The organism is Phycisphaeraceae bacterium (genome assembly GCA_040222855.1).
Classification (GTDB): Bacteria; Planctomycetota; Phycisphaerae; order Phycisphaerales; family Phycisphaeraceae; genus Mucisphaera.
The window spans coordinates 805,643-824,334 of the sequence record JAVKCD010000025.1 but is presented as its reverse complement, the minus strand read 5'-3'; the positions used below and the strand labels follow the sequence as shown (position 1 = coordinate 824,334).

19 protein-coding genes are annotated in these 18,692 nt (G+C 61.2%); 9 read left to right on the top strand and 10 right to left on the bottom strand.

Annotation, left to right across the window (positions count from 1 at the left end; all coding sequences use genetic code 11):
* Window positions 1-171 precede the first annotated feature (171 nt).
* The 4 genes from ychF (at window position 172) to RIG82_13295 (ending at window position 3,678) form a co-directional block, all read left to right on the top strand.
* The gene (gene ychF, locus RIG82_13310) at window positions 172-1,266 is read left to right on the top strand and encodes a redox-regulated ATPase YchF (protein ID MEQ9461920.1); all 1,095 of its coding nucleotides are present in this window, start codon (window positions 172-174) and stop codon (window positions 1,264-1,266) included.
* 149 nt (window positions 1,267-1,415) lie between these two features.
* Entirely contained in the window at window positions 1,416-1,901 is a 486-nt protein-coding gene (locus tag RIG82_13305) for a hypothetical protein (protein MEQ9461919.1), read from the top strand.
* A 57-nt stretch (window positions 1,902-1,958) separates the two neighbouring features.
* Window positions 1,959-2,561: an acyltransferase gene (locus tag RIG82_13300; protein ID MEQ9461918.1), complete on the top strand. Its 603-nt coding sequence runs from the start codon at window positions 1,959-1,961 to the stop codon at window positions 2,559-2,561.
* A 61-nt stretch (window positions 2,562-2,622) separates the two neighbouring features.
* Window positions 2,623-3,678: a FemAB family PEP-CTERM system-associated protein gene (locus RIG82_13295; GenBank protein ID MEQ9461917.1), complete on the top strand. Its 1,056-nt coding sequence runs from the start codon at window positions 2,623-2,625 to the stop codon at window positions 3,676-3,678.
* 2 nt (window positions 3,679-3,680) lie between these two features.
* Here the strand turns inward: RIG82_13295 and RIG82_13290 are convergent, their stop codons facing one another.
* From RIG82_13290 to lepB, 4 genes are all read right to left on the bottom strand, one after another.
* Window positions 3,681-5,321, bottom strand: a complete 1,641-nt coding sequence (locus tag RIG82_13290; GenBank protein ID MEQ9461916.1) for an ATP-binding protein — start codon at window positions 5,319-5,321, stop codon at window positions 3,681-3,683.
* A gap of 23 nt (window positions 5,322-5,344) precedes the next feature.
* The gene (locus RIG82_13285; protein ID MEQ9461915.1) at window positions 5,345-5,734 is read right to left on the bottom strand and encodes an aspartate 1-decarboxylase; all 390 of its coding nucleotides are present in this window, start codon (window positions 5,732-5,734) and stop codon (window positions 5,345-5,347) included.
* 133 nt (window positions 5,735-5,867) lie between these two features.
* On the bottom strand, window positions 5,868-6,449 hold the full coding sequence (ilvN, locus tag RIG82_13280; protein ID MEQ9461914.1) for an acetolactate synthase small subunit: 582 nt from the start codon (window positions 6,447-6,449) through the stop codon (window positions 5,868-5,870).
* A gap of 449 nt (window positions 6,450-6,898) precedes the next feature.
* Window positions 6,899-8,452, bottom strand: coding sequence for a signal peptidase I (gene lepB, locus RIG82_13275; protein MEQ9461913.1), 1,554 nt, complete (start codon window positions 8,450-8,452; stop codon window positions 6,899-6,901).
* 97 nt (window positions 8,453-8,549) lie between these two features.
* On the opposite strand from lepB, the gene RIG82_13270 reads away from it, so the two are divergent.
* On the top strand, window positions 8,550-9,866 hold the full coding sequence (locus RIG82_13270) for a complex I subunit 1 family protein (protein ID MEQ9461912.1): 1,317 nt from the start codon (window positions 8,550-8,552) through the stop codon (window positions 9,864-9,866).
* A gap of 9 nt (window positions 9,867-9,875) precedes the next feature.
* On the opposite strand, the gene RIG82_13265 is transcribed toward RIG82_13270, so the two are convergent.
* Window positions 9,876-10,397, bottom strand: coding sequence for a GNAT family N-acetyltransferase (locus RIG82_13265; protein ID MEQ9461911.1), 522 nt, complete (start codon window positions 10,395-10,397; stop codon window positions 9,876-9,878).
* Window positions 10,398-10,410: 13 nt separating this feature from the next.
* Complete coding sequence (locus tag RIG82_13260; GenBank protein ID MEQ9461910.1) at window positions 10,411-10,935, bottom strand: metallophosphoesterase family protein; 525 nt, start codon at window positions 10,933-10,935, stop codon at window positions 10,411-10,413.
* Between the two features lie 215 nt (window positions 10,936-11,150).
* Here RIG82_13260 and trpC point away from each other — a divergent pair, with 215 nt between their 5' ends.
* The 3 genes from trpC to RIG82_13245 all read left to right on the top strand — a co-directional run bounded on the left by trpC (window position 11,151) and on the right by RIG82_13245 (window position 13,833).
* Complete coding sequence (gene trpC, locus RIG82_13255) at window positions 11,151-11,966, top strand: indole-3-glycerol phosphate synthase TrpC (GenBank protein MEQ9461909.1); 816 nt, start codon at window positions 11,151-11,153, stop codon at window positions 11,964-11,966.
* Between the two features lie 26 nt (window positions 11,967-11,992).
* Entirely contained in the window at window positions 11,993-12,982 is a 990-nt protein-coding gene (locus tag RIG82_13250) for a hypothetical protein (GenBank protein ID MEQ9461908.1), read from the top strand.
* Window positions 12,983-13,119: 137 nt separating this feature from the next.
* Window positions 13,120-13,833 (top strand): hypothetical protein, encoded by a 714-nt coding sequence (locus tag RIG82_13245; GenBank protein ID MEQ9461907.1) that lies wholly within the window; start codon window positions 13,120-13,122, stop codon window positions 13,831-13,833.
* A gap of 19 nt (window positions 13,834-13,852) precedes the next feature.
* Here RIG82_13245 and RIG82_13240 read toward each other — a convergent pair whose 3' ends face one another.
* From RIG82_13240 to RIG82_13225, 4 genes are read right to left on the bottom strand one after another with little or no spacing between them, the layout of a single operon-like run.
* Window positions 13,853-14,650 (bottom strand): MBL fold metallo-hydrolase, encoded by a 798-nt coding sequence (locus tag RIG82_13240; protein MEQ9461906.1) that lies wholly within the window; start codon window positions 14,648-14,650, stop codon window positions 13,853-13,855.
* Between the two features lie 14 nt (window positions 14,651-14,664).
* On the bottom strand, window positions 14,665-15,765 hold the full coding sequence (tsaD, locus tag RIG82_13235) for a tRNA (adenosine(37)-N6)-threonylcarbamoyltransferase complex transferase subunit TsaD (protein ID MEQ9461905.1): 1,101 nt from the start codon (window positions 15,763-15,765) through the stop codon (window positions 14,665-14,667).
* Window positions 15,762-17,312 carry a S41 family peptidase gene (locus RIG82_13230; GenBank protein MEQ9461904.1) on the bottom strand — a complete coding sequence of 517 codons (1,551 nt, stop codon included), beginning with the start codon at window positions 17,310-17,312 and terminating at the stop codon, window positions 15,762-15,764. The genes tsaD and RIG82_13230 overlap by 4 nt, the downstream gene beginning before the upstream one ends.
* Window positions 17,313-17,366: 54 nt before the next feature.
* A complete protein-coding gene (locus RIG82_13225; GenBank protein MEQ9461903.1) occupies window positions 17,367-17,759 on the bottom strand; it encodes a hypothetical protein in 393 nt (130 codons plus the stop codon).
* A 234-nt stretch (window positions 17,760-17,993) separates the two neighbouring features.
* On the opposite strand from RIG82_13225, the gene rpsD reads away from it, so the two are divergent.
* Window positions 17,994-18,617, top strand: a complete 624-nt coding sequence (gene rpsD, locus RIG82_13220) for a 30S ribosomal protein S4 (protein ID MEQ9461902.1) — start codon at window positions 17,994-17,996, stop codon at window positions 18,615-18,617.
* Window positions 18,618-18,692: the final 75 nt, after the last annotated feature.

Genomic DNA, 18,692 nt, shown 5'->3' with positions numbered 1-18,692 from the left:
CCGTCATTGTACCAAATCAAGGCTTTCCCGCCCCAGTAGCGAGCGTGTTGACTGGCCTCTGCTCATTGCCTTTGAGCCTCCTGTGACTGCTCTGCCGGTGATGATGCGGCAATCACGCAGACCGCTATCATGCCCCTCCGCTGAACCCGCGCCCAGCGACGGAGCCCCACCATGGAAGCCGGCATTGTCGGACTGCCCAACGTCGGCAAGTCCACTCTCTTTAACGCACTGACCGCCGCTGGCATCGCCAGCGAGAACTATCCGTTTTGCACGATCGAGCCCAATGTCGGCGTCGTTCCGGTGCCCGATGGTCGGCTTAAACGGATCGAGAGCCACATTAAGACGCAGAAGGTGATTCCGGCGGCGTTGCGGCTGGTTGATATCGCGGGGATTGTCCGGGGGGCGTCCGAGGGCGAGGGATTGGGGAATAAGTTTCTCACGCATATCCGCAACGTCGATGCCATCCTGCAGGTGGTCCGCTGCTTTGAGGACCCTGACATCACCCATGTCGATGGCAAGGTCGATCCGATCCGTGATATCGACACCATCGCGACCGAGTTGCTGTTGGCCGATCTCCAGACGGTTGAGTCGAGCAAAGATAAGGCGGCGAGGAATGCGCGATCGGGTGATAAGGAAGCGAAGGCTCGTGTCGAGTTGCTGAGTCGGTGTCAGGAAGCGCTTGACGACAGCCAGCCAGTGCGTTCGCTTGACTTGGACCCCGACGAGCAGAAGCTGCTGCGCTCTTTCGGGCTGATTACGGCCAAGCCGATCTTGTTTATGGCCAACGTGGATGAATCGGACCCTGCAGGTGAAGGCCCGCTGGTACAACAGGTTCGCGATTGGGCGTCAGAACATGGCTCTGGCGGGAACGTGGTGCCGGTGTGTGCCAAGCTTGAATCGGAACTCGCCGAGCTTGATGAAGCGGACAAGCAGGAACTGCTGGAAGCCTCGGGCCTGGAAGAGCCGGCGCTGGCCGTGCTCGCGCGCGAGACGTACCGGCTGCTCGGTCTGCAGTCGTATTTCACGGCGGGTGAGAAAGAGGTTCGTGCCTGGACGGTTCCCATCGGGGCCACGGCACCACAGGCGGCAGGCGTCATCCACACTGACTTCGAGAGAGGGTTCATTCGTGCCGAGGTCTACTCCGTTGACGATCTGGATGAGCTGAAATCCGAGAAAGCCATCCGCGAAGCGGGGCGGCTGCGCGTCGAGGGTAAGGGCTACATCATGCAGGATGGCGATGTGGTGCACTTCCTTTTTAACGTCTAAGAAGCTGTGAATCTGGGGAGTTTTGGCTTGTTCTGAGGTTTATGACGGCTGTTGTTGCGTCTCGATCGCGCTTTATTGTGATCCTGGGGTGACTCGGTCTCTCCATAGCGCAGACTTCGGGTTGAGCCTGTTGCTCGCGGAGTCATCTCATGGACACAACGCCTGTTGAACCCTGGTGGGACCACGCTCAGCGTGATGCCATGTTGTGTGATCTGCTAATGGCTCTCAAGGAGTCTGGTCCGCTGGATAATGAGCAACTGGCTCGTGCCTGTGTCCCCCTGGATGAACTGGTGGGCTCGATCCCCGGCAACGAGCGTCGCCGTCGGGCCGAGGGGATGATGAACGCCCTAATCGAGTACCTGGAAAAGGATGGCGATCTGAAACTATTGGAAGGCCCCAGTCGGCTCTGGCGCCAGTCCACCGAGCGGGCTCGAGCGCTGCTGCGTTGGCGTGAGCTCCCCCCGGTTGTTGGTCGTTTGTCGATTCTCTATGCGGACGCTCTGATCTGCTATGCCTCCCGTCACGGCTGGGTCACGCAGTTCGAGATCCCGACCGGTCCGCTCTGGCGACTCACCAGTGAGGGCGATGAGATGCTCAATGAGCTATCTCACCGTCTAAGCACGTCGACTCACTGAGAGCCTCCGATAATCTCTGCTCCGCCCCGACCGGATCAATATGCCGATGCTGCTGGTGTGCCTATCGCAGCAACTTCCAGCATACTCCGCGCTCTGGCCGCCACTGCAGCGTGGGTCCTGACCCGACCCGCAGCGGTTCGCTATCGGCTTGGAGCCCGATTCTTTGGGCGAGATGAAGCCTTCCGATCAGTCTCGGAATCCCTGGCCCGGATCCCCGGTCATCGCGGGGTCTGGCTGCGTAGAGCGTTTACTCGTTCGATTTTGCCTCGTGTCGGCGATCGTGTTCACATCGGCTTCATGACGCTGTTTAGTAAGACAGATGCTGAACTCCATGACGCTGTCTATCTGGGGCGGTTCTGCACGGTGGGGCGCGTGACGTTGGAAGCTCAAGTGATCGTCGCGGATGGTGTTCAGCTACTGTCTGGCCGGCATCAGCACAGCACGCCTGCCGACTCTTTTCAGGCTGCTCCTCAGCGGTTTGACCGGATCACTATTGGCCGTGGTGCGTGGATCGGGGCTAACGCGGTGGTCATGGCGAACGTTGGTCCCGGAGCGATCGTCGCAGCGGGTGCCGTGGTCACTCGTCCGGTCCCAGCAGGTGCTCGAGTGGCGGGCGTCCCGGCCCGAGTCGTCGAATCGAAGCGGGCTAAGGCCGCGTAAGCAGACCGATAAGCACGTCGAGTGTTCCTGTGATGCCAGCAGTCGATCAGAGAGGGGAGCGATGATCCAGATTTACCCCCGCCTGACGCCGAGCATCCGCGATGAGGTTGTTACCTTCCTCGTGCACGCTGACCGATCTGCCCCTGAGCATCACCCGGCGTGGCTGGAGGCGCTGCGGGCAGGCCTGGGACATCAGCCTCAGATGCTCATCGATCGTTCGAGCCCTAGCGCAGACATCCGGGGCATCCTCCCGCTCGCCTGGGTCCGCTCGCGGCTATTTGGCCGGTTTCTTGTGAGTCTTCCGTACCTCAATCGAGCCGGCGTGCTCGCCGATGGCCCTGATTCAGAGCAGCGACTGATTGACGCTGCGTCCCGTCAGGCTCGGGATGGCAGAGCCGATTATCTCGAGCTGCGTCACGCAGACGGCCTGATTGAGCACCAGGACCTCACGCAGACTCGTGATGATAAGCCGCGGCTGGTTCTGTCTCTGCCTGACTCTGATGAGGCACTGTGGTCGAGTCTAAAATCTAAGGTGCGAAACCAGGTCCGCAAGTCCGAGCGGTTCGATCCGTTGGTCAGGTTCGGTCGTGCCGAGTTGCTTGATGCGTTCTATTCGGTCTTTGCCGTGACCATGCGCGATCTGGGGACGCCGGTGTATCCACGACGTTTCTTTCATGGGATTCTCGACGCGTTGCCCGAGCACGCGGAGTTGGCCGTCCTGACCCTGGATCAGGTGCCCGTTGCGGGTGCACTGTTGATCCACGATCCGGTGCATCACCGTACGACACAGGTTCCATCGGCAGCTTGCCTGCGCACCGCGAATCCCACCAACGCCAACATGGCGCTTTATCGTGCTCTGCTCAAGCGAGCGATCGGCAGAGGGGCTACTGAGTTCGACTTCGGCCGTTCAACCATCGACTCGGGCACATACCGATTCAAGACTCAATGGGGCGCGGTGGCTCAGCCAACCGCTTGGCAGCAGATGCCGCTTCTGGGTTCGACGATGGCCGCCCGCCCGGACAACCCGAAGTATCGGTCTCGAATCGAGACCTGGCGTAGGTTGCCGGTGTGGGTCACCCGGCTCATCGGCCCGCCAATCGTCCGTGGGATTCCCTGAACCTATAGCTCGCCGGTCAGCACGCCCACGGGCGTGAACCGTGCCTTGCCGCGCTCGGGTGCCTGTCTCGCGTATTTCACGGGCACCACCAGCGAGAAGGTCGCACCTTTTCCTGTCTCCGAATCGACTTCGATCGAAGCGCCGAGCAGGTTGGCCAGCTCCGAGCAGATGGTGAGTCCAAGCCCGGTCCCGCCATGTTCTTTGGTGACGGTCGGATCGAGCTGCGTGAACTTCTCAAAGATCCGCTGCTGATCTTCGAGCGCGATACCCGGCCCTGTGTCTGTGACTGAGATGCGCACCTGCGCCGGCTTGGTGTGCGGGATCTCGGGGATCAGCGAAGCCGACATCATGATCGACCCCATATCCGGGGTGAACTTCACGGCGTTGGCGAGGAAGTTGAACAGGACCTGCTGGAGCTTGCTCGCGTCGGTCTCGATGATCGGCAGGTCGCGCTCGATCTTTCGCTTGATGGCAATGGATCGCTTCTCAGCCTGAAGGCGCATCAGGTTGATGAGCCCTTCGGTCAGGTCATCGATCGAGACCGGTGCGATGCGAACCTCCACGCGTCCCGCCTCGATCTTAGCGATTTCAAGCATGTCGTTGATCAGATTCAGGAGGTGACGCGACGATGCGAGGATGTTCGAGGCGTAGCGCTTGCGCTTCTCATCAACCGGTCCCGATCGGGTCGAGAGCGAGTCGCTGAGAACCTCGGCGAAACCCAGGATCGAGTTCAACGGCGTCCTTAGCTCGTGACTGACGTTGGCGAGGAACTCGCCTTTGAGCTTGTTCGATTCGTACAACGCTAGATTCGACGCGGCCAGCTCGCCGAGCTTCAGGTCCAGGCTCTTGTTCGCCTCGCCGAGCCGCTGCTGTTTCTCTTTGATCGACTCCAGCATGGTGTTGAATACATCTGACAGTTCCTCGAACTCATCCCCGGTGTTGATGTCCGAGCGGAGATTGAGGTCGCCTTGCGAGACTTTTGCGGCGTAATCGCGGAGCACGCGAACCGGCGAGAGGATGATCCGCGTGGTGATGAACCAGAACACCGCGATCGCGAGCAAGCCAGAGAGCACGCCAGCACCGACAAGATAGATCCGGTTGGTAACGGCTTCACTCGCCACTCGATCGTCACGGAGCTGGATCAGCAGGATCATCTCAGGCGGGCCGATCTCAGTGGCCTCGTCATCCCGTGTTGGGACGTCGAGGTGCTGTGCGCTCGCGAGGTCTGCGGCACGGATGGCTCGGGCGTAGCGGTAGTAGCGTTCCCCCGAAGAATCCTCTGCATCACCGAAGGCCTGATGCCTGCGGGTGGTGCTGAATCGTTCGATCGCCCCGGCGAGGAAGCCGTCCATCTCGGCTGCACGGCTGAACTCGAAGTCTTCGATGAGCGTGAGCCCAAAGTCACGATCGGGGGGCAAGCCCTGTCCGCCTTCTTCCAGCGTAAGCAGCGCATTGCCCAACCGGATGTGGTTGTTGAGCCAGGCTGTGGCGAAGTCGCGCGCACGCTCGAGCGGGGCGGCTTCGACCAGGGCCTGCATCCGCATGGCCACCACGATGAGTGCCGCAGTGAGGATCAGCACCACCGCCGCGCCGAAGAGCAACTGGCATTTGTTCGCCAGGCTGATCCGGATCGGTTTGAGCATCAGTGTCCGTTTCCCGTCTTGGGCTAAACGCCAGCATCCAGAGCGGGGTCCGTGAGTCGGCTGGCGTAACTGAGCAACTGGCTGACACGGTTCTGCTCGTCGACCACTACGACCCGTGCATCGTGATCCTCCAACTCCGAGGGCTGGTACTGCCCGAAGGACATGATGATGACCCTCTGCCCAGCTTCGACCAGGTGGGCTGCGGCCCCGTTGATCCCGATGACGCCTGTGCCTCGTTCCCCATGAATGATGTAGGTCTCGAAGCGGGCGGCGTTGTCCATGCAGGCGACCAGCACCTTCTCGTTGGGCAACATGCCAGTGGCTTCGAGTAGATCGGCGTCGATGGTGATGGACCCCACATAGTCCGGATCACACTGGGTGATCGTGGCACGGTGGATCTTGCCTGACAACATCGTGCGGAGCATCGGCGGCCTGCGCAACGGGGTGAATAATCATAAGTCTAGGCCCGATCTCGGGAATCGGGAGCACTGGGGTCGTTTGTGGTTCTGGGCAGCGAGGTGTCCGACCTGAGTGACAGGGCGTATTTTAGCCCGGCGGCAGGTCGGCGTCGTCGATGGTCGGCCCACTGACGCCTGCCGCGATCATGCCGGGGCGTCGGCTCATCGGGGCGGAAGCCCCCCGTGGCATCGCGATCACGCCAGTCCTGGCCAGCTCAAGCACACCAAAGGGCTCGACCAGGCGGATAAACGCCTCGAGCTTTTCTTCGGTACCCGACAGCTCGATCATCAGGCGGTCATCTGAGACGTCCACGATCCGGGCACGGAACAGGTTGGCCAGCTCGATCAGCTCGGTCCGTTTGTGGGTGTCGCTGGCCGTTGCCACCTGCACGAGCAGCAGGTCTCGCTCGACGTGCGGGACGTTCTGGTAGTCCACCACCTTGACGACCGGCACCAGGCGCATGAGCTGTTTGCGTACTTGTTCGAGAACCGCGGCATCGCCGACGACCACGATGGTCATTCGAGAGATCTCGTGGTTCTCTGTCCGGCCAACCACGAGGGAATCGATGTTAAAACCACGGGCGGCGAACATCCCGGCGACCTGCGAGAGGACACCCGGCTCGTTCGTAACCAAGGCGGCAATGATGTGACGGGTGCTGTTGGGGTCCATAGCCTGAGAAGCATAGCAAAATGGCACCCGCAACACCGCTCCTCAATAGACCGCATGCAAGACACGTGCCACCTTCAACTGATCCCTCTGGGGGGCCAAGAGGCGGCATGGGACTGTGCAAAAACTGTGGACTCAGAGCCTTCAGGGATGGTTCAGCTTCACGTCACAGCGGAGGTCGGTACCCCACGCGATTAGCTTCGCCACTTTGGGTCCCGAAATACAGCATAAAAACCGGCTGATCCTGAGGTCTTGGCGGAACACGGCTCAGCCCCATCATCGGACTGAAATATCAGATGATTTGGCGGCCTTGCTGGCGGGCGATGTGGATAAGCTGGTCGTATCTCCTGGCTGCGGGATGCCCCTAACGGGTTTCTGATGAAATCCAAACACCGGACCATCCGATCAACGGCCCTAGATCGGTGTTCAGCCCCGTTGGTGAGCCGCTAGGGCTAGTGGATAAAGCCCATGTCCCCAAAGTTCGGGATGACGTTCCATCGATTTCCAGCGACGGCGTATGGGGCGGGGAAGTAGATGAAGAAGGCTTTTCCGACCAGCAACCGCCGGGGCACGATCCCACGCCCGTCCGCCTGAGGATCGAAGTACCGGGTCTCGACCCAGGGATCGACATCGGTCCAGTAACGCCCGTCGTTGCTCCGAGGGCCGTTGTCGCCCACGCAGAAGAACTCATCCGGCCCGAGCGTCAACGGGCTTCCCTGAACCGCTGTGCTCACACGAATCAGGCCGCTACGGGCGTAGATCGGACCTCTACTCAGCGATGAGCTGTAGTACAGATCGCGGTCCAGTTCGATGCGATGAATGACCGCTGAGCCTCCTGACATCCCCAGAGCAATGGACGGTAGCTCATCAGGCGCCCCGCGACGCATCAGGTCTTCCAGAGGCAACTCGAAGGACCATGTCAGGATCTGATCGCCGTCCATCCACAGAATCACCTGCTGATCCACCACCCACCATTCGAGGTGGACATCGTGTTTTCCCTCAAGTGGATCGATCTTCCCCTGGGTGAGCAACCGGCGTCCCTGGTCCTCTCGATCGGGAGCTTCCAGCAGCACGGTGCCATCGGATGCAACTGTGACTCGCAGTCGCTCATCTCTCATGGCCGGATCATCCAGCCGTGCGGTTGTCTCCAGCCACACCTCCTGGCCAGCCTCATTGGGTGTCAGGTGAACCGACAGCCGGATGTCTTCAATCTGCTCATCGGTTGTCTCGGGCGAGAACTGGTTGTAAGCGTACCGTGCCCAGTGTTCGCCGTAGTTGCCCGCTGCGAAATCAAACCGCAGGGCTCCCTCATCGCTACGCAGACGGAACATGCGCTGGTTGTCCACCTCCCACGCTGAAGCCTCGGAAGGTTTCCATGGGTTCTCCCAACCCGGAGCACCCGAGCCTCGTCGGGAACGCGAGCCCTCATCCAGCGGGACGTACTGCGAGTGATAGATCGGCTGCCAGACCGCGTTCTGCACTTTCGGTCGGTCTGATTTCCGTGCGATCCGCCAGTCGCGGTCTGAGGTCTTCCCCGCCTCACGGGTGTAGAGATTCCCGTCGAGGATCGCGATCTCCTCTTCCGGCAACCCGATCAGTCGCTTGATGAAGTTGGTCTTCGGGTCTTTCGGGTCCTTGAACACCACCACGTCCCATCGGCGGGGCTCAGCAAACTCGTAAAGATACTTGAGCACCAGAATCCGGTCGCCGGGCGAGACGGCCGGGTTGATCATCCGCGACGGGGCCCCGGTCATCGGGTCCAGCGGGCCGACTTGCCGAAACCGCTCGATCATCTGCGGGATCTCGGGGACATCCACCTCGTAGCCGTAGCCCGATTGCTCCGACATCACACGGACGTGCTGGCCCAGAAGCGTGGGTGCCATCGACCCCGTCGGGATCACAAAGGCCTCGACGACATACGCCCGGAACACGAACGCCAGGACGAAAGCGATCACCAGCGACTCGAGTGTTTCCTTGATCGACTCGTCCGTGCGTTTCTCGGTCATTTGCTCGCTCACTCCGCGGGGCCTACCTTTATCATCGTCTGCGGCGACCGTGCCGCGTTACCACTGTAGTCGGAACACGACCCCCGTGGAGTCGCCTGTGAGCGCCCAGTTCTTCGTCAGCATGCTCGTGATCGCCATGTCGCTGCCCGCGATCCAGCTCACCTGCGCCTACCTCATCATGCTCGAGCGCAAGGTCGCCGCCTATGTGCAGGACCGCTTCGGCCCCAACCGCACCAACTTTTCCTTTGGTCTCAATGACATCTGGAACGCCATCGGCCTCGGCTGGCTCTTCGACCCAAAGAACACCATGCTCGGCCTCGGCCAGGCCCTCGCTGACGGCCTCAAGCTCTTGTTCAAGGAAGACTACACCCCGCCTCACGTCGAAAAACTCCTGTTCTATCTCGCGCCGATGCTCGTCGTTGTCCCGGCACTCCTTGGCGCTGCCGTCATCCCTTGGGGCGGCGTCTGGGACTTCCCCGGCCTCGGCTCCGAGGGCAACTGGTGGATCGAACCCGGGCTGACTTTCGTGACGATCTTCCCCGCTGACCTGGGCGTGATCTATCTCCTCGCGGTCTCGTCGCTGGCCGTCTATGGCGTCGCGCTGGCCGGCTACGCATCGAACAACAAATACTCGTTCCTCGGCGGGCTTCGCGCGACCGCCCAGATGCTCTCCTACGAGATCCCGATGGCCCTCTGCGTGCTCATCATGATCATCTACTTCCAGTCGGCCTCGACGAACGAGATGACGCTCCTCCAGGCCGACTCCGCATGGGGAATCCTCGCCCACCCGCTGCTGGCGATCATCTTCTTCACCTGCGGACTTGCCGAGTGCAACCGTGCTCCCTTCGATCTGGCTGAGGCCGAGCAGGAACTCGTTGGCGGGTTCCACACCGAGTATTCCTCGCTCCGCTGGGCGCTTTTCTTCCTCGCTGAATACATGCACATGATCACCTCGAGTGCCTTCTTCGTCCTCCTGTTCCTGGGAGGGGCCGACCTGTTGCCGTTCATCAACTTCGTGCCTCGCGTCAACGACGGAACCTTCTTCGGCCTCTTCGCCGAAGGCTCGCTCATCGGCGGGATTCTTCTCGTTGGGATGCAGGCGACCATCTACGCCGTCAAAGTCCTCATCCTCCTCTGGCTGATGATGATGATCCGCTGGACGCTGCCGCGCTTTCGCTTCGACCAGCTCATGAAGCTCGCCTGGCGTGGCATGATCCCGCTGATGCTCGTCATGCTCCTGGTCGTCACCGTGATGGTCGCCCTCGACATCACCGCGTGGTGGGCGTACCTGCTGGCCAACATCATCGTGGCCGTGGTCGCCCCGTTCCTCAGTGCGCTGCTGCCAAAAGACCCGCCGGTCAACCGCCGGATCCCACTCGCTGGCTCGCGGTTCTCCCCGATCAACGAAATCTGATTCGCCTGCTTACGACTCGTCGTTCTCCGCCCGGTACAGGTCCAGGTAGAACTCGTGCAGGTCCTTGCCGTTCATGGTCTTGGTCCGGTTGTGCTTGAAGCCCAGTCGTGTGAACAGGTCCAGTGCGGCGTCGCGCTCGAACCGGGTGTCCAGGCGAACTTTCAAGAACCCGTGCTTCCTGCAATGGTTGACTGCCGTCTCGGCGAGCAACTGTGCGATGGACGATCGCTGATGGTCCGGGATCACCCGCAGCCGACGGATCTCCGCCGTGTCTCGCTCGTCGCTGCCGACGCCGATCATCCCAACGACCTCGCCCTCGGCCTCCGCCACCCATAAGTGATGGCGGTCGTCATCGAAATACGCCTCGAGCACGTTCTCGATGTCCGCCCCCGTGTCGTTTGGGGGGATCTGGCCAGCGAGCAACCCCTCGACGTACAGCCGAGAGACGCACGCCTGATCCTCCGCTCGGAACGAACGGATCAGCGGGTCCAGATCAGCCTGTGGCTGGCGGGATGACTCAGAAGCACTCATGTCTCAGTTGACCCTATCGCCTGCTTCGGGGTTCGTCCACCGTCAGAAACCGAAGCGTATCCGAACCGCTGTCCAGCAGCGCCACCGTGTAAGTCTCCGCCCTGAACAAGGCTCCCGGATTGATGACCCGCGTTGCCCCCTGCTGCTCATCCAGTGTCCGGTGCGTGTGCCCGTGACAGAGGTACTTCGCCCCCTCTCGGAGCCCCGCCGCCATGATCTCCGGCTGATGCCCATGACAAAAATACAGCGACCCCTGCTCGAGCTGGATCCTCCCCGCCGGGTGGTCGACCTTGACCCCCAGTTCCTCGGCGTATCGAGCCAGTGGGCCCGTGTCCCAGTCGGTGTTGCCGAACACCAGGTGAGCCTCGATGGGCGACCCCTCGTCATCCACCTCCGCCAGCGCGTCGATGACCTCCACCGTTCCCACGTCACCGAGGTGCACCAAGACCTCCGCCCCCTCTGCGACCAGCAACTCAACCGCCCGGCGGGTGGTCGTGGAGCGGCCATGAGAATCCGACAACAAACCGATTCTTGGCACCAGCCCGTATCCTCGCGCAGGTGGTTTCGTGACGCGGCAACCCAAGCCTAACCGACCACCCCACCCCAGCCAAGTCTGCTGGCTGATGGGCTAAAACACACGCCGGAATCCTCGCCAGTCGTCCGCTATGCTGATCTCATGATTAGACCGCAGATGCCGTCAATGCCGGTGCAAACAGGAACGACCCTCCGGGCCCAGCGTGGGGAGGGCGAGGGTTGAACATCCTGGCCGAGATCATCGCGCACAAGCGGCAGGAGATCGCCGCCGCCAAGGCCGCCGTGTCGTTTGACGACATCAAGGCCCGCGCCGCCGACGCCGAGCCCCCGCGCAACTTCTTCGCCGCCGTGACCCGGCCCAAGAACACCCTGCGCGTGATCGCCGAGGTCAAGAAAGCCTCGCCCTCGGCCGGCGTGATCCGTGACGACTTCGACCCTGTCGCCATCGCCACCGCGTATGCCGACAACGGCGCCGCCGCCATCTCCTGCTTGACCGATCGCCACTACTTCCAGGGCGACCTGGCCTACATCAACCAGATCAAGGCGGCCGTCTCGCTCCCGGTGCTCCGCAAGGACTTCATCGTCGACCCGTATCAGGTCTACGAGGCCCGGGCCCACGGCGCCGACGCCATCCTGCTCATCGCCGAGTGCCTCGGCGAATCCCAGCTCATCGACCTGCTGATCCTCGCCACCGAACTCAAGCTCACGACCCTCGTCGAGGTCCACGACCTCGAATCGCTCGTGCAGGTCAAACCCCACCTCGGCTTCCCGCTGGCCTCCTATACGCTGCTGGGCATCAACAACCGCAACCTGCGCACCATGCGGACCGACCTCCAGCACACCCTCGACCTGCTCCGCGAAGTGCCCGACCCCGACCTGCTCGTCTCCGAGTCCGGCATCCGCACCCACGCCGACATCCAGAAACTCGCCCTCGCCCACGTCCACCGCGTCCTCGTCGGCGAACACCTCATGCGCCAGCCCGACCCGGGGCTGGCGCTGTATGAGTTGATTCATGGGACGATGGCGGGGGCTTAGAACTGAACTCCAGAAAAGGAGATCACGTGATCACGAAACCGACAGTGCTGATTCTGGGGGCGGGGGCGAGTGTGGATGTAGGGTATCCACTAGCAGGTGGTTTGGTCGATGAAATTGTTGCTTTGAGTCACCAGAAGGAAGTCATGTCACCCGCGGAGTGGTATGCAGCAAGAGATGGCGGCGAGTACAGGTACTTAACTTCGAAGCAGCAGCTTGAGGAAGCCTGTAAAGAATTCGCGAATAAACTATCGGCTTCTGGTTGTCCCTCTATAGATACTTTCCTTGAATCTAGAGAAGACCTCCGTGTGGTCGGTAAGTTTCTCATCGCAAAAATTATAAAACATAAAGAATACAAGTACCCCAATTTTAACCGAGATGGTGCAAAAAAATGGTATCAGTCATTATTGCAATCAATCGTCTCGGGGTGTAAAGATCCATTGGACGCGATAACGAAAACAGACCTACGAATTATCACATTTAACTATGACCGCTCCTTAGAATACTTTCTCATGAGTGCACTTTCAGAGCGATGCAATATTTCGGAAGATGCTGCGATAGCAAAAATGAGAGAATCAAATTTATATCCATTGCATCTGCATGGCGATCTTGGTTCACTGGAAACTTATGAATACGGTGAGATCAAAGATGATGTTTCTATCAAAAAAGCCTCCCAGAATATACGCGTTGTATCTGAGTTGAACGATCTAAGTGGTAATGAGAGGAGTTTTGTTTCCGAAGAGTTCAAAGAAGCTAATGAACAACTTCAAGCGGCTGAGCGAATAATCTTTATGGGCTTCTCTTACGATCCCATATCTATTGATAGGTTTAACTTTTTTAACAATATCAGTAGTAAGACTGAAATTCATCTTCTGACCTATAAAATGAGTAAAAATTCGCTTCACAAGTTACATCTGATGGCCGGCAAGTGGGGGCCGAGTATCACAATTCTTAAGTTCTACGAACCTGACTTAAGTTGTTCAGATTTGCTGTCTGATGGGCTGGATCTCACTCTCTAAACCCTCCCTCCTTCCCACCACAGAAACACCCCCTCCGAAACTTGCGCTTGCCTAGGGTAACCCCCTCTACCCCCCACCCAGCCCGCCACATAAACTGCACCCGTCGAATCAGCCTCTGAACCACAAGGGAGACTCCCATGACACGCCGTCTCATCCCGGGGACCGCGATGTTGCTTTGCCTGACTTCCGCTGCCCACGCCAACTTCATCGACGCGGACCCGCGCGATGGCGTCCAGTCCTACGGCTGGAAACTGCCCAAGACCATCACGGTCTTTATCCCCGGCACGATCGCCGGCGACGACCGCACGAACTTCGAGATGGGCATCAACTCCTGGATCAACTGCCTCCCCGGCCTCAAGATCGTCTTTAAGGATGGCGAACCGACCATTGATGCTGAGTGCTACGTCGATGTCGATGTGACCAGCGACAATCCGCCGTTCCCAGACGACGCCCCTCCCCCCTACGGCACCGGCGGGGGCTTCGTCCCGGATCCTTACCCAACCGACAAAGACCATGTCTTCATCACCGAAGGCTTCATCGCCATCCACCCGGATGCGATCGGTCACTCCGCCGTCGCCCCGACGTTCATGAAGAACCTCGGTGCCCACGAGTTCGGCCACGTCCTCGGGCTCGATGATGACCCCCGGACCAGTGGCGACCGCAAGAACGTCATGGACCCCGACTTCAAGCTCATCGACGATGGCATGGGCACCATCACCCGCGCCGATCCCTTCGTCAGCCCCTCCGAGCGCGATAAGATGATGCTCTCGAAGAACTACACCGTGCCGATGCCCAACGCCCTGGCCGGACTCACACTCCTTGGCTTGATCACCCTCCGCCGCCCCGCATGACCCGTGCTCGGGAGAGGCGTCAGACTCTAAGGCCGTCGGAGCCGAGAAAAACCCCCTCCGGCAGCCCCTCACTCACCTCCGCGTGACTCACCTCGTGGCCGATGTGGGTCAGGTAGCACTTGCTTACGCCCAAGCGCTCCGCGTACTCGCACGCCCGCTCGATCGTCAGGTGCGTCGGGTGGTGCTTGTGCCGCAGCCCGTCGAGCACCAGCACGTCCAAGCCTTCGAGCAGCGGCAGGCTCTCCGGCGGGATGCTCGACACGTCCGTGCAGTACCCGATGCTCCGCCCACCGTGGTCGATCCGGTACCCCGTGATCGGCATCCGGCCGTGGTACAGCAGCAGGGGGGTCCACCGGGCCCCGTGAAGCTCGAAGCTCACGCCGTGCTCCACCCGGTGGGGGATCAGCGTCGCCACGAAGCTCTTGTTGAGGTTGATGCTCGAATCGAAGATGTAGGTGAACATCCGTCCGAGCACCTCAAAGGTCGCCTCGTCCGCGTAGATGTCCAACGCCTCCTGTTGGACCGCGTTGAACCGCCGGAGGTCATCCGTCCCCATCACATGATCCGCATGCCCGTGCGTGTAGACCACCGCATCGAGACGGGTGATGTCCTCACGCAGACACTGCGCCCGCAGCTCGGGCGTCGCATCAATCAGCACCCGCCTAGCGATCCCGCCGTCATCGATCCACTCCACCACCGCACTACTCCGACTCCGTTGATCGCGCGGGTCGTCGGACCGGCATACCCGGCAATCGCAGCCGATCATCGGTACGCCTGCCGAGGTTCCACTACCCATAAACAGCAACTCAAGTGACATGGCCGGAGTGTAAGTCAACGCAGCGAGGTCGTCGCCACCGCCGCGAGGTCGAGCCCATCGCGCTCGCCAGCGAGAAATCGCTGCGTCCCCAGCCCAGCGATCATGGCCGCGTTATCGACGCAGTACGCCATCGCCGGGATAACGACCTCGACCACCTCGCGCTGGCCCCACGCCCGCAGCTCGTTGCGGAGATGACCGTTGGCCGTGACCCCGCCGCCAGTGACCAGCCGCGACACCTCCTCGCCATTCGCCCGCTTCTGCTCGACCGCCCGCGAGAGCTTTTTGATGACCGCCGCCACCGCCGCTCGCTGAAACCCCGCAGCCAGGTCGGCCCGCTCTTGGTCACCTAGGTCCTCGAACGCTCGCTCGAACACCGGCTTGCCATTCACCGTCTTGGGCTGCCCACGCACCCGATAGAGCAGCGCCGTCTTGAGCCCGCTGAACGAGAAATCCAGGCTCTCCTTGCCCAGCATCGACACCGGCAGGTCAACCCTCGAAGCATCACCCTCACGGGCACATCGCTCGACCGCCGGCCCGCCTGGGAAGCCCAAACCGAGAATCACCGCCGCCTTATCAAACGCCTCGCCGACCGCGTCATCAATCGTCCGCCCGATCTCCCGCGCGACCAGCCCCTCGCCTAACTCATAGATACTCGTATGCCCGCCTGACACGACCAGGCCCAAGCTCGCCCCTTCGTTCTCATGGGCTTCAGCAATCTGTTGCCTATCGTTAGCTTCAATCAGCCTGCCCGCATAGAGATGCGCCTGCACATGATCCACCCCGATCAGCGGAACGCCGAGTGACCACGCCAGCGCCTGTGCCGCCGACACCCCAACAAGCAGCGACCCGATCAGCCCCGGCCGATTCCCCACTGCCACGGCGTTGATGTCATCGAGCCCGACGCCGGACTGATTCAGCGTGCTCCGGATCACCGGCAACAATCGCTCCAGATGAGCCCGGCTCGCGATCTCCGGCACCACGCCGCCGTACTCCGCGTGCAGATCGTGCTGTGACGCCACCACATGACCGAGCACGCGAACACCATCCGCCACCACCGCCGCCGACGTCTCGTCGCAGCTCGTCTCCAGGCCTAAAACCAGTACGCGATCACTCAAGGCGTGGCACTGTCCGGTGCCATGGCCTCATCGACCACATCCTCCGGCACCGAAGCCGCCTCGGTCGGCTTGTCGAGCTTCTCAAGCTCCTCCTCGACATCCTCCAGCGTCTCCCGCAGCAGATCACGCCGGCGTTCCAGCGACGCTCGTCTCATCAGCGTGACCACGGCGTCATCGTTGTTCTGCCCGACCTCCGGCCAGTTGCCCTCGGTTAGATAACCGGTCACCGAATCGAGTGCCGCGGCGAGCTGCGGGTCCTTGAGGTCTTCCTTGATCGCTTCGCTGGTCCACGTCGAACGCACCGGCGTCCCGTTCTCTCCGCGATCAATCGCCGCCTCTCGACGCACCTCAATCAGCGCCCGCACCTCTTCAGGCGTCATGCTCACCCAGCACCCATCCGACGGGTCCACACCCCATTTCTCCGCGTCCTCGACCCGATGGATCTTCCGGCCCGAAGGGATGTAGTAGTACGCCGTTGTGAGCTTCAACGCCGACCGCCCGCCATCCAGCTCACGCACCTGCTGCACCGAGCCCTTGCCGAACGTCCGCACGCCAACCAGCCGGGCCCGCCCGTTGTCCTTGAGTGCGCCCGCGACAATCTCCGATGCCGACGCACTGATCTCGTTGACCAGCAGGACTACGGGCGTCTCCGGCAGAATCGTCTCAGCCGTCGACTTAGCAAACTGCTCATCCCCCTGACGATTCCGCACCGACACGATCGTCTGTTCCTCGGTCAGAAACATGTCCGAGATCGCCTGGGCACCGGTCAGCAACCCGCCAAGGTTGAACCGCAGGTCGAGCACCAGCGCTTCCATCCCCTGATCACGCAGGTCGGTGAGCACCGCCGCTAACTCGTCCGCCGATCGCTGACCAAACTGCGTCAGGCGGACGTAAGCGATCTTTCGATCGGCATCGAGCCAGTAGGTCTCGTGTAAATCCGCATCGCGAGCGATCCCGCGCACCGTCGCGACCTTGATCACAGCTCGCGTGATGGTGATCTCGGCCTCTTCACCCGAGAGATGACGGACCAGGATCGTGACATCCGTGCCCTCCAAACCCTTGAGCCTGCTGACGCACTCCCGCAGCGACAAGCCTTCGGTCGACTCGCCATCGATCTCCAACACCATGTCGCCAGCCAGCACCCCCGCTTGCCACGCCGGCGAATCCTCCAGCGGGCTCACGATTCGCAGCCGCCCCTCCTTCATATCCACTTCCGCACCGATCCCCGAAAACTGGCCCTCGATCGATTCGTTGAAACTCTCGAGATCCTCAGGCGGGAAGTAGCTCGTGTACGGATCACCCAGTGATTCGATCATCCCGTTGATCGCCGCCTCGGTCAGGTCCTGGCCCTCCACATCCTCGACGTAGCTGTTGAGGATCCAGTGCCGAACGTCCACCAGCAGGCTCAGTTGATCGCCGGTCGATGACCGCGCGAGACTGGTACCCAGCGTGACGAAGACCATGGCTGAGAACACGCTAATCAGCGCGATGTTGCCCCAGAAACGCCGCTTGGGCGACACCGCATCGACAGGTTTGATCACGTTCATAATGGGATTCTAAGCCAGCCCGCCGTGTAAGCCAGCCTTGATTCAGATTCTGAGCTACTCGCCCCCGCCGTGTCCGCCACGCTGCCCGTGATAACGCAGGTCTTGCCCCTCGCCCCTGGTGTCGGGGAGCTTGATCGGGGCGGCCAGCCACGGGTCCTCGCGCACGGTCTGGCGATTCTGGGTTTTGGTGATCATCAGCCCGGTTCGCGGGTCGAAATAACGGGTCCGATGCTGCAGCTCCTCGACCGTCAACACCGTCCAGGAGGGCCCGGGATTAGCCACAGCGGCCGGTCCATCGTCCAAACGCCCCGCATATAGGGCTCCATCGGCGCTCGGAACGGCAGCCAGAGGCCGTGAAACGGTCTCAATCGGCTTCGGTTCGTGCGCACAGGCCGTCATCAGGCCCGCCAGACCCAGAACACTCAGAACGGCGATCATTTTCTTCATACCGGACCCATCGGCGTCACCAGAGTCCGTGATAACTCCCTCCCCGATCAGGTTCCGCCTGACTCGCCGGTCGGGCAGTCTCGACGGCCTGTGTCGGTTGACAGGATCGCGGACTTCTGGTGGACTACATGGCTCGCCGGACAAGGTGTCCAGCGTGTTCCCCATCGCGACGCCGTAGCCACGGCCGAGCCACCAAGGACCCGAAGGCCCTAATCAAGGCTTTCATAAGGATTTATGGCAAACTACACCGGACCGAAGGTCAAGCTCTCCCGCCGCGTCGGCGTCCCGATCGTCGACCTGCCCAAGCACACGAACAAGCGTCAACTCAATCCCCCAGGCATGCACGGCTTCCGCGGCCGGCGTCTGCGGGACTACGGCGTCCGCCTGAACGAGAAGCAGAAGCTCCGCTACCACTACAACGTGCTGGAGAAGCAGTTCCGCATCTACATGGCCAAGGCCACCCGCACGCAGGGCAACACCGGCGACGTGCTTCTGTCGCTGCTCGAGCAACGGCTGGACAACATCATCCGCCGTCTCGGCTGGGCGCGCTCGATCTGGGCGGCCCGGCAGATGGTCGCCCACGGGCACGTCGCCATCAACGGCCGCAAGACCGACCGACCCTCGTATCAGGTCCGCGTGGGTGACGAGATCACCGTCATCCGCAGGAAGCGCGAGAGCTCGAAGCGGACTGTCGAGGACCTGATCCGTGAGAACCTCGAGTCGCTCCCCGGCCATGAGGTCCCCGGCTGGCTGACCTTCGACCCCTCGACCCTGACCGCCAAGGCGCTCTCAATCCCCACCTCGGATCAGGTGCCCTTCGAGGTCAACATGAACCTCGTCATCGAGTTCTACCGCTAAAGCCACTTCCGACAATCTGAACTTAGCGACACCCTCGGCCGGTTGGTCGGGGGTGTTTTTATATGCGCGACGACA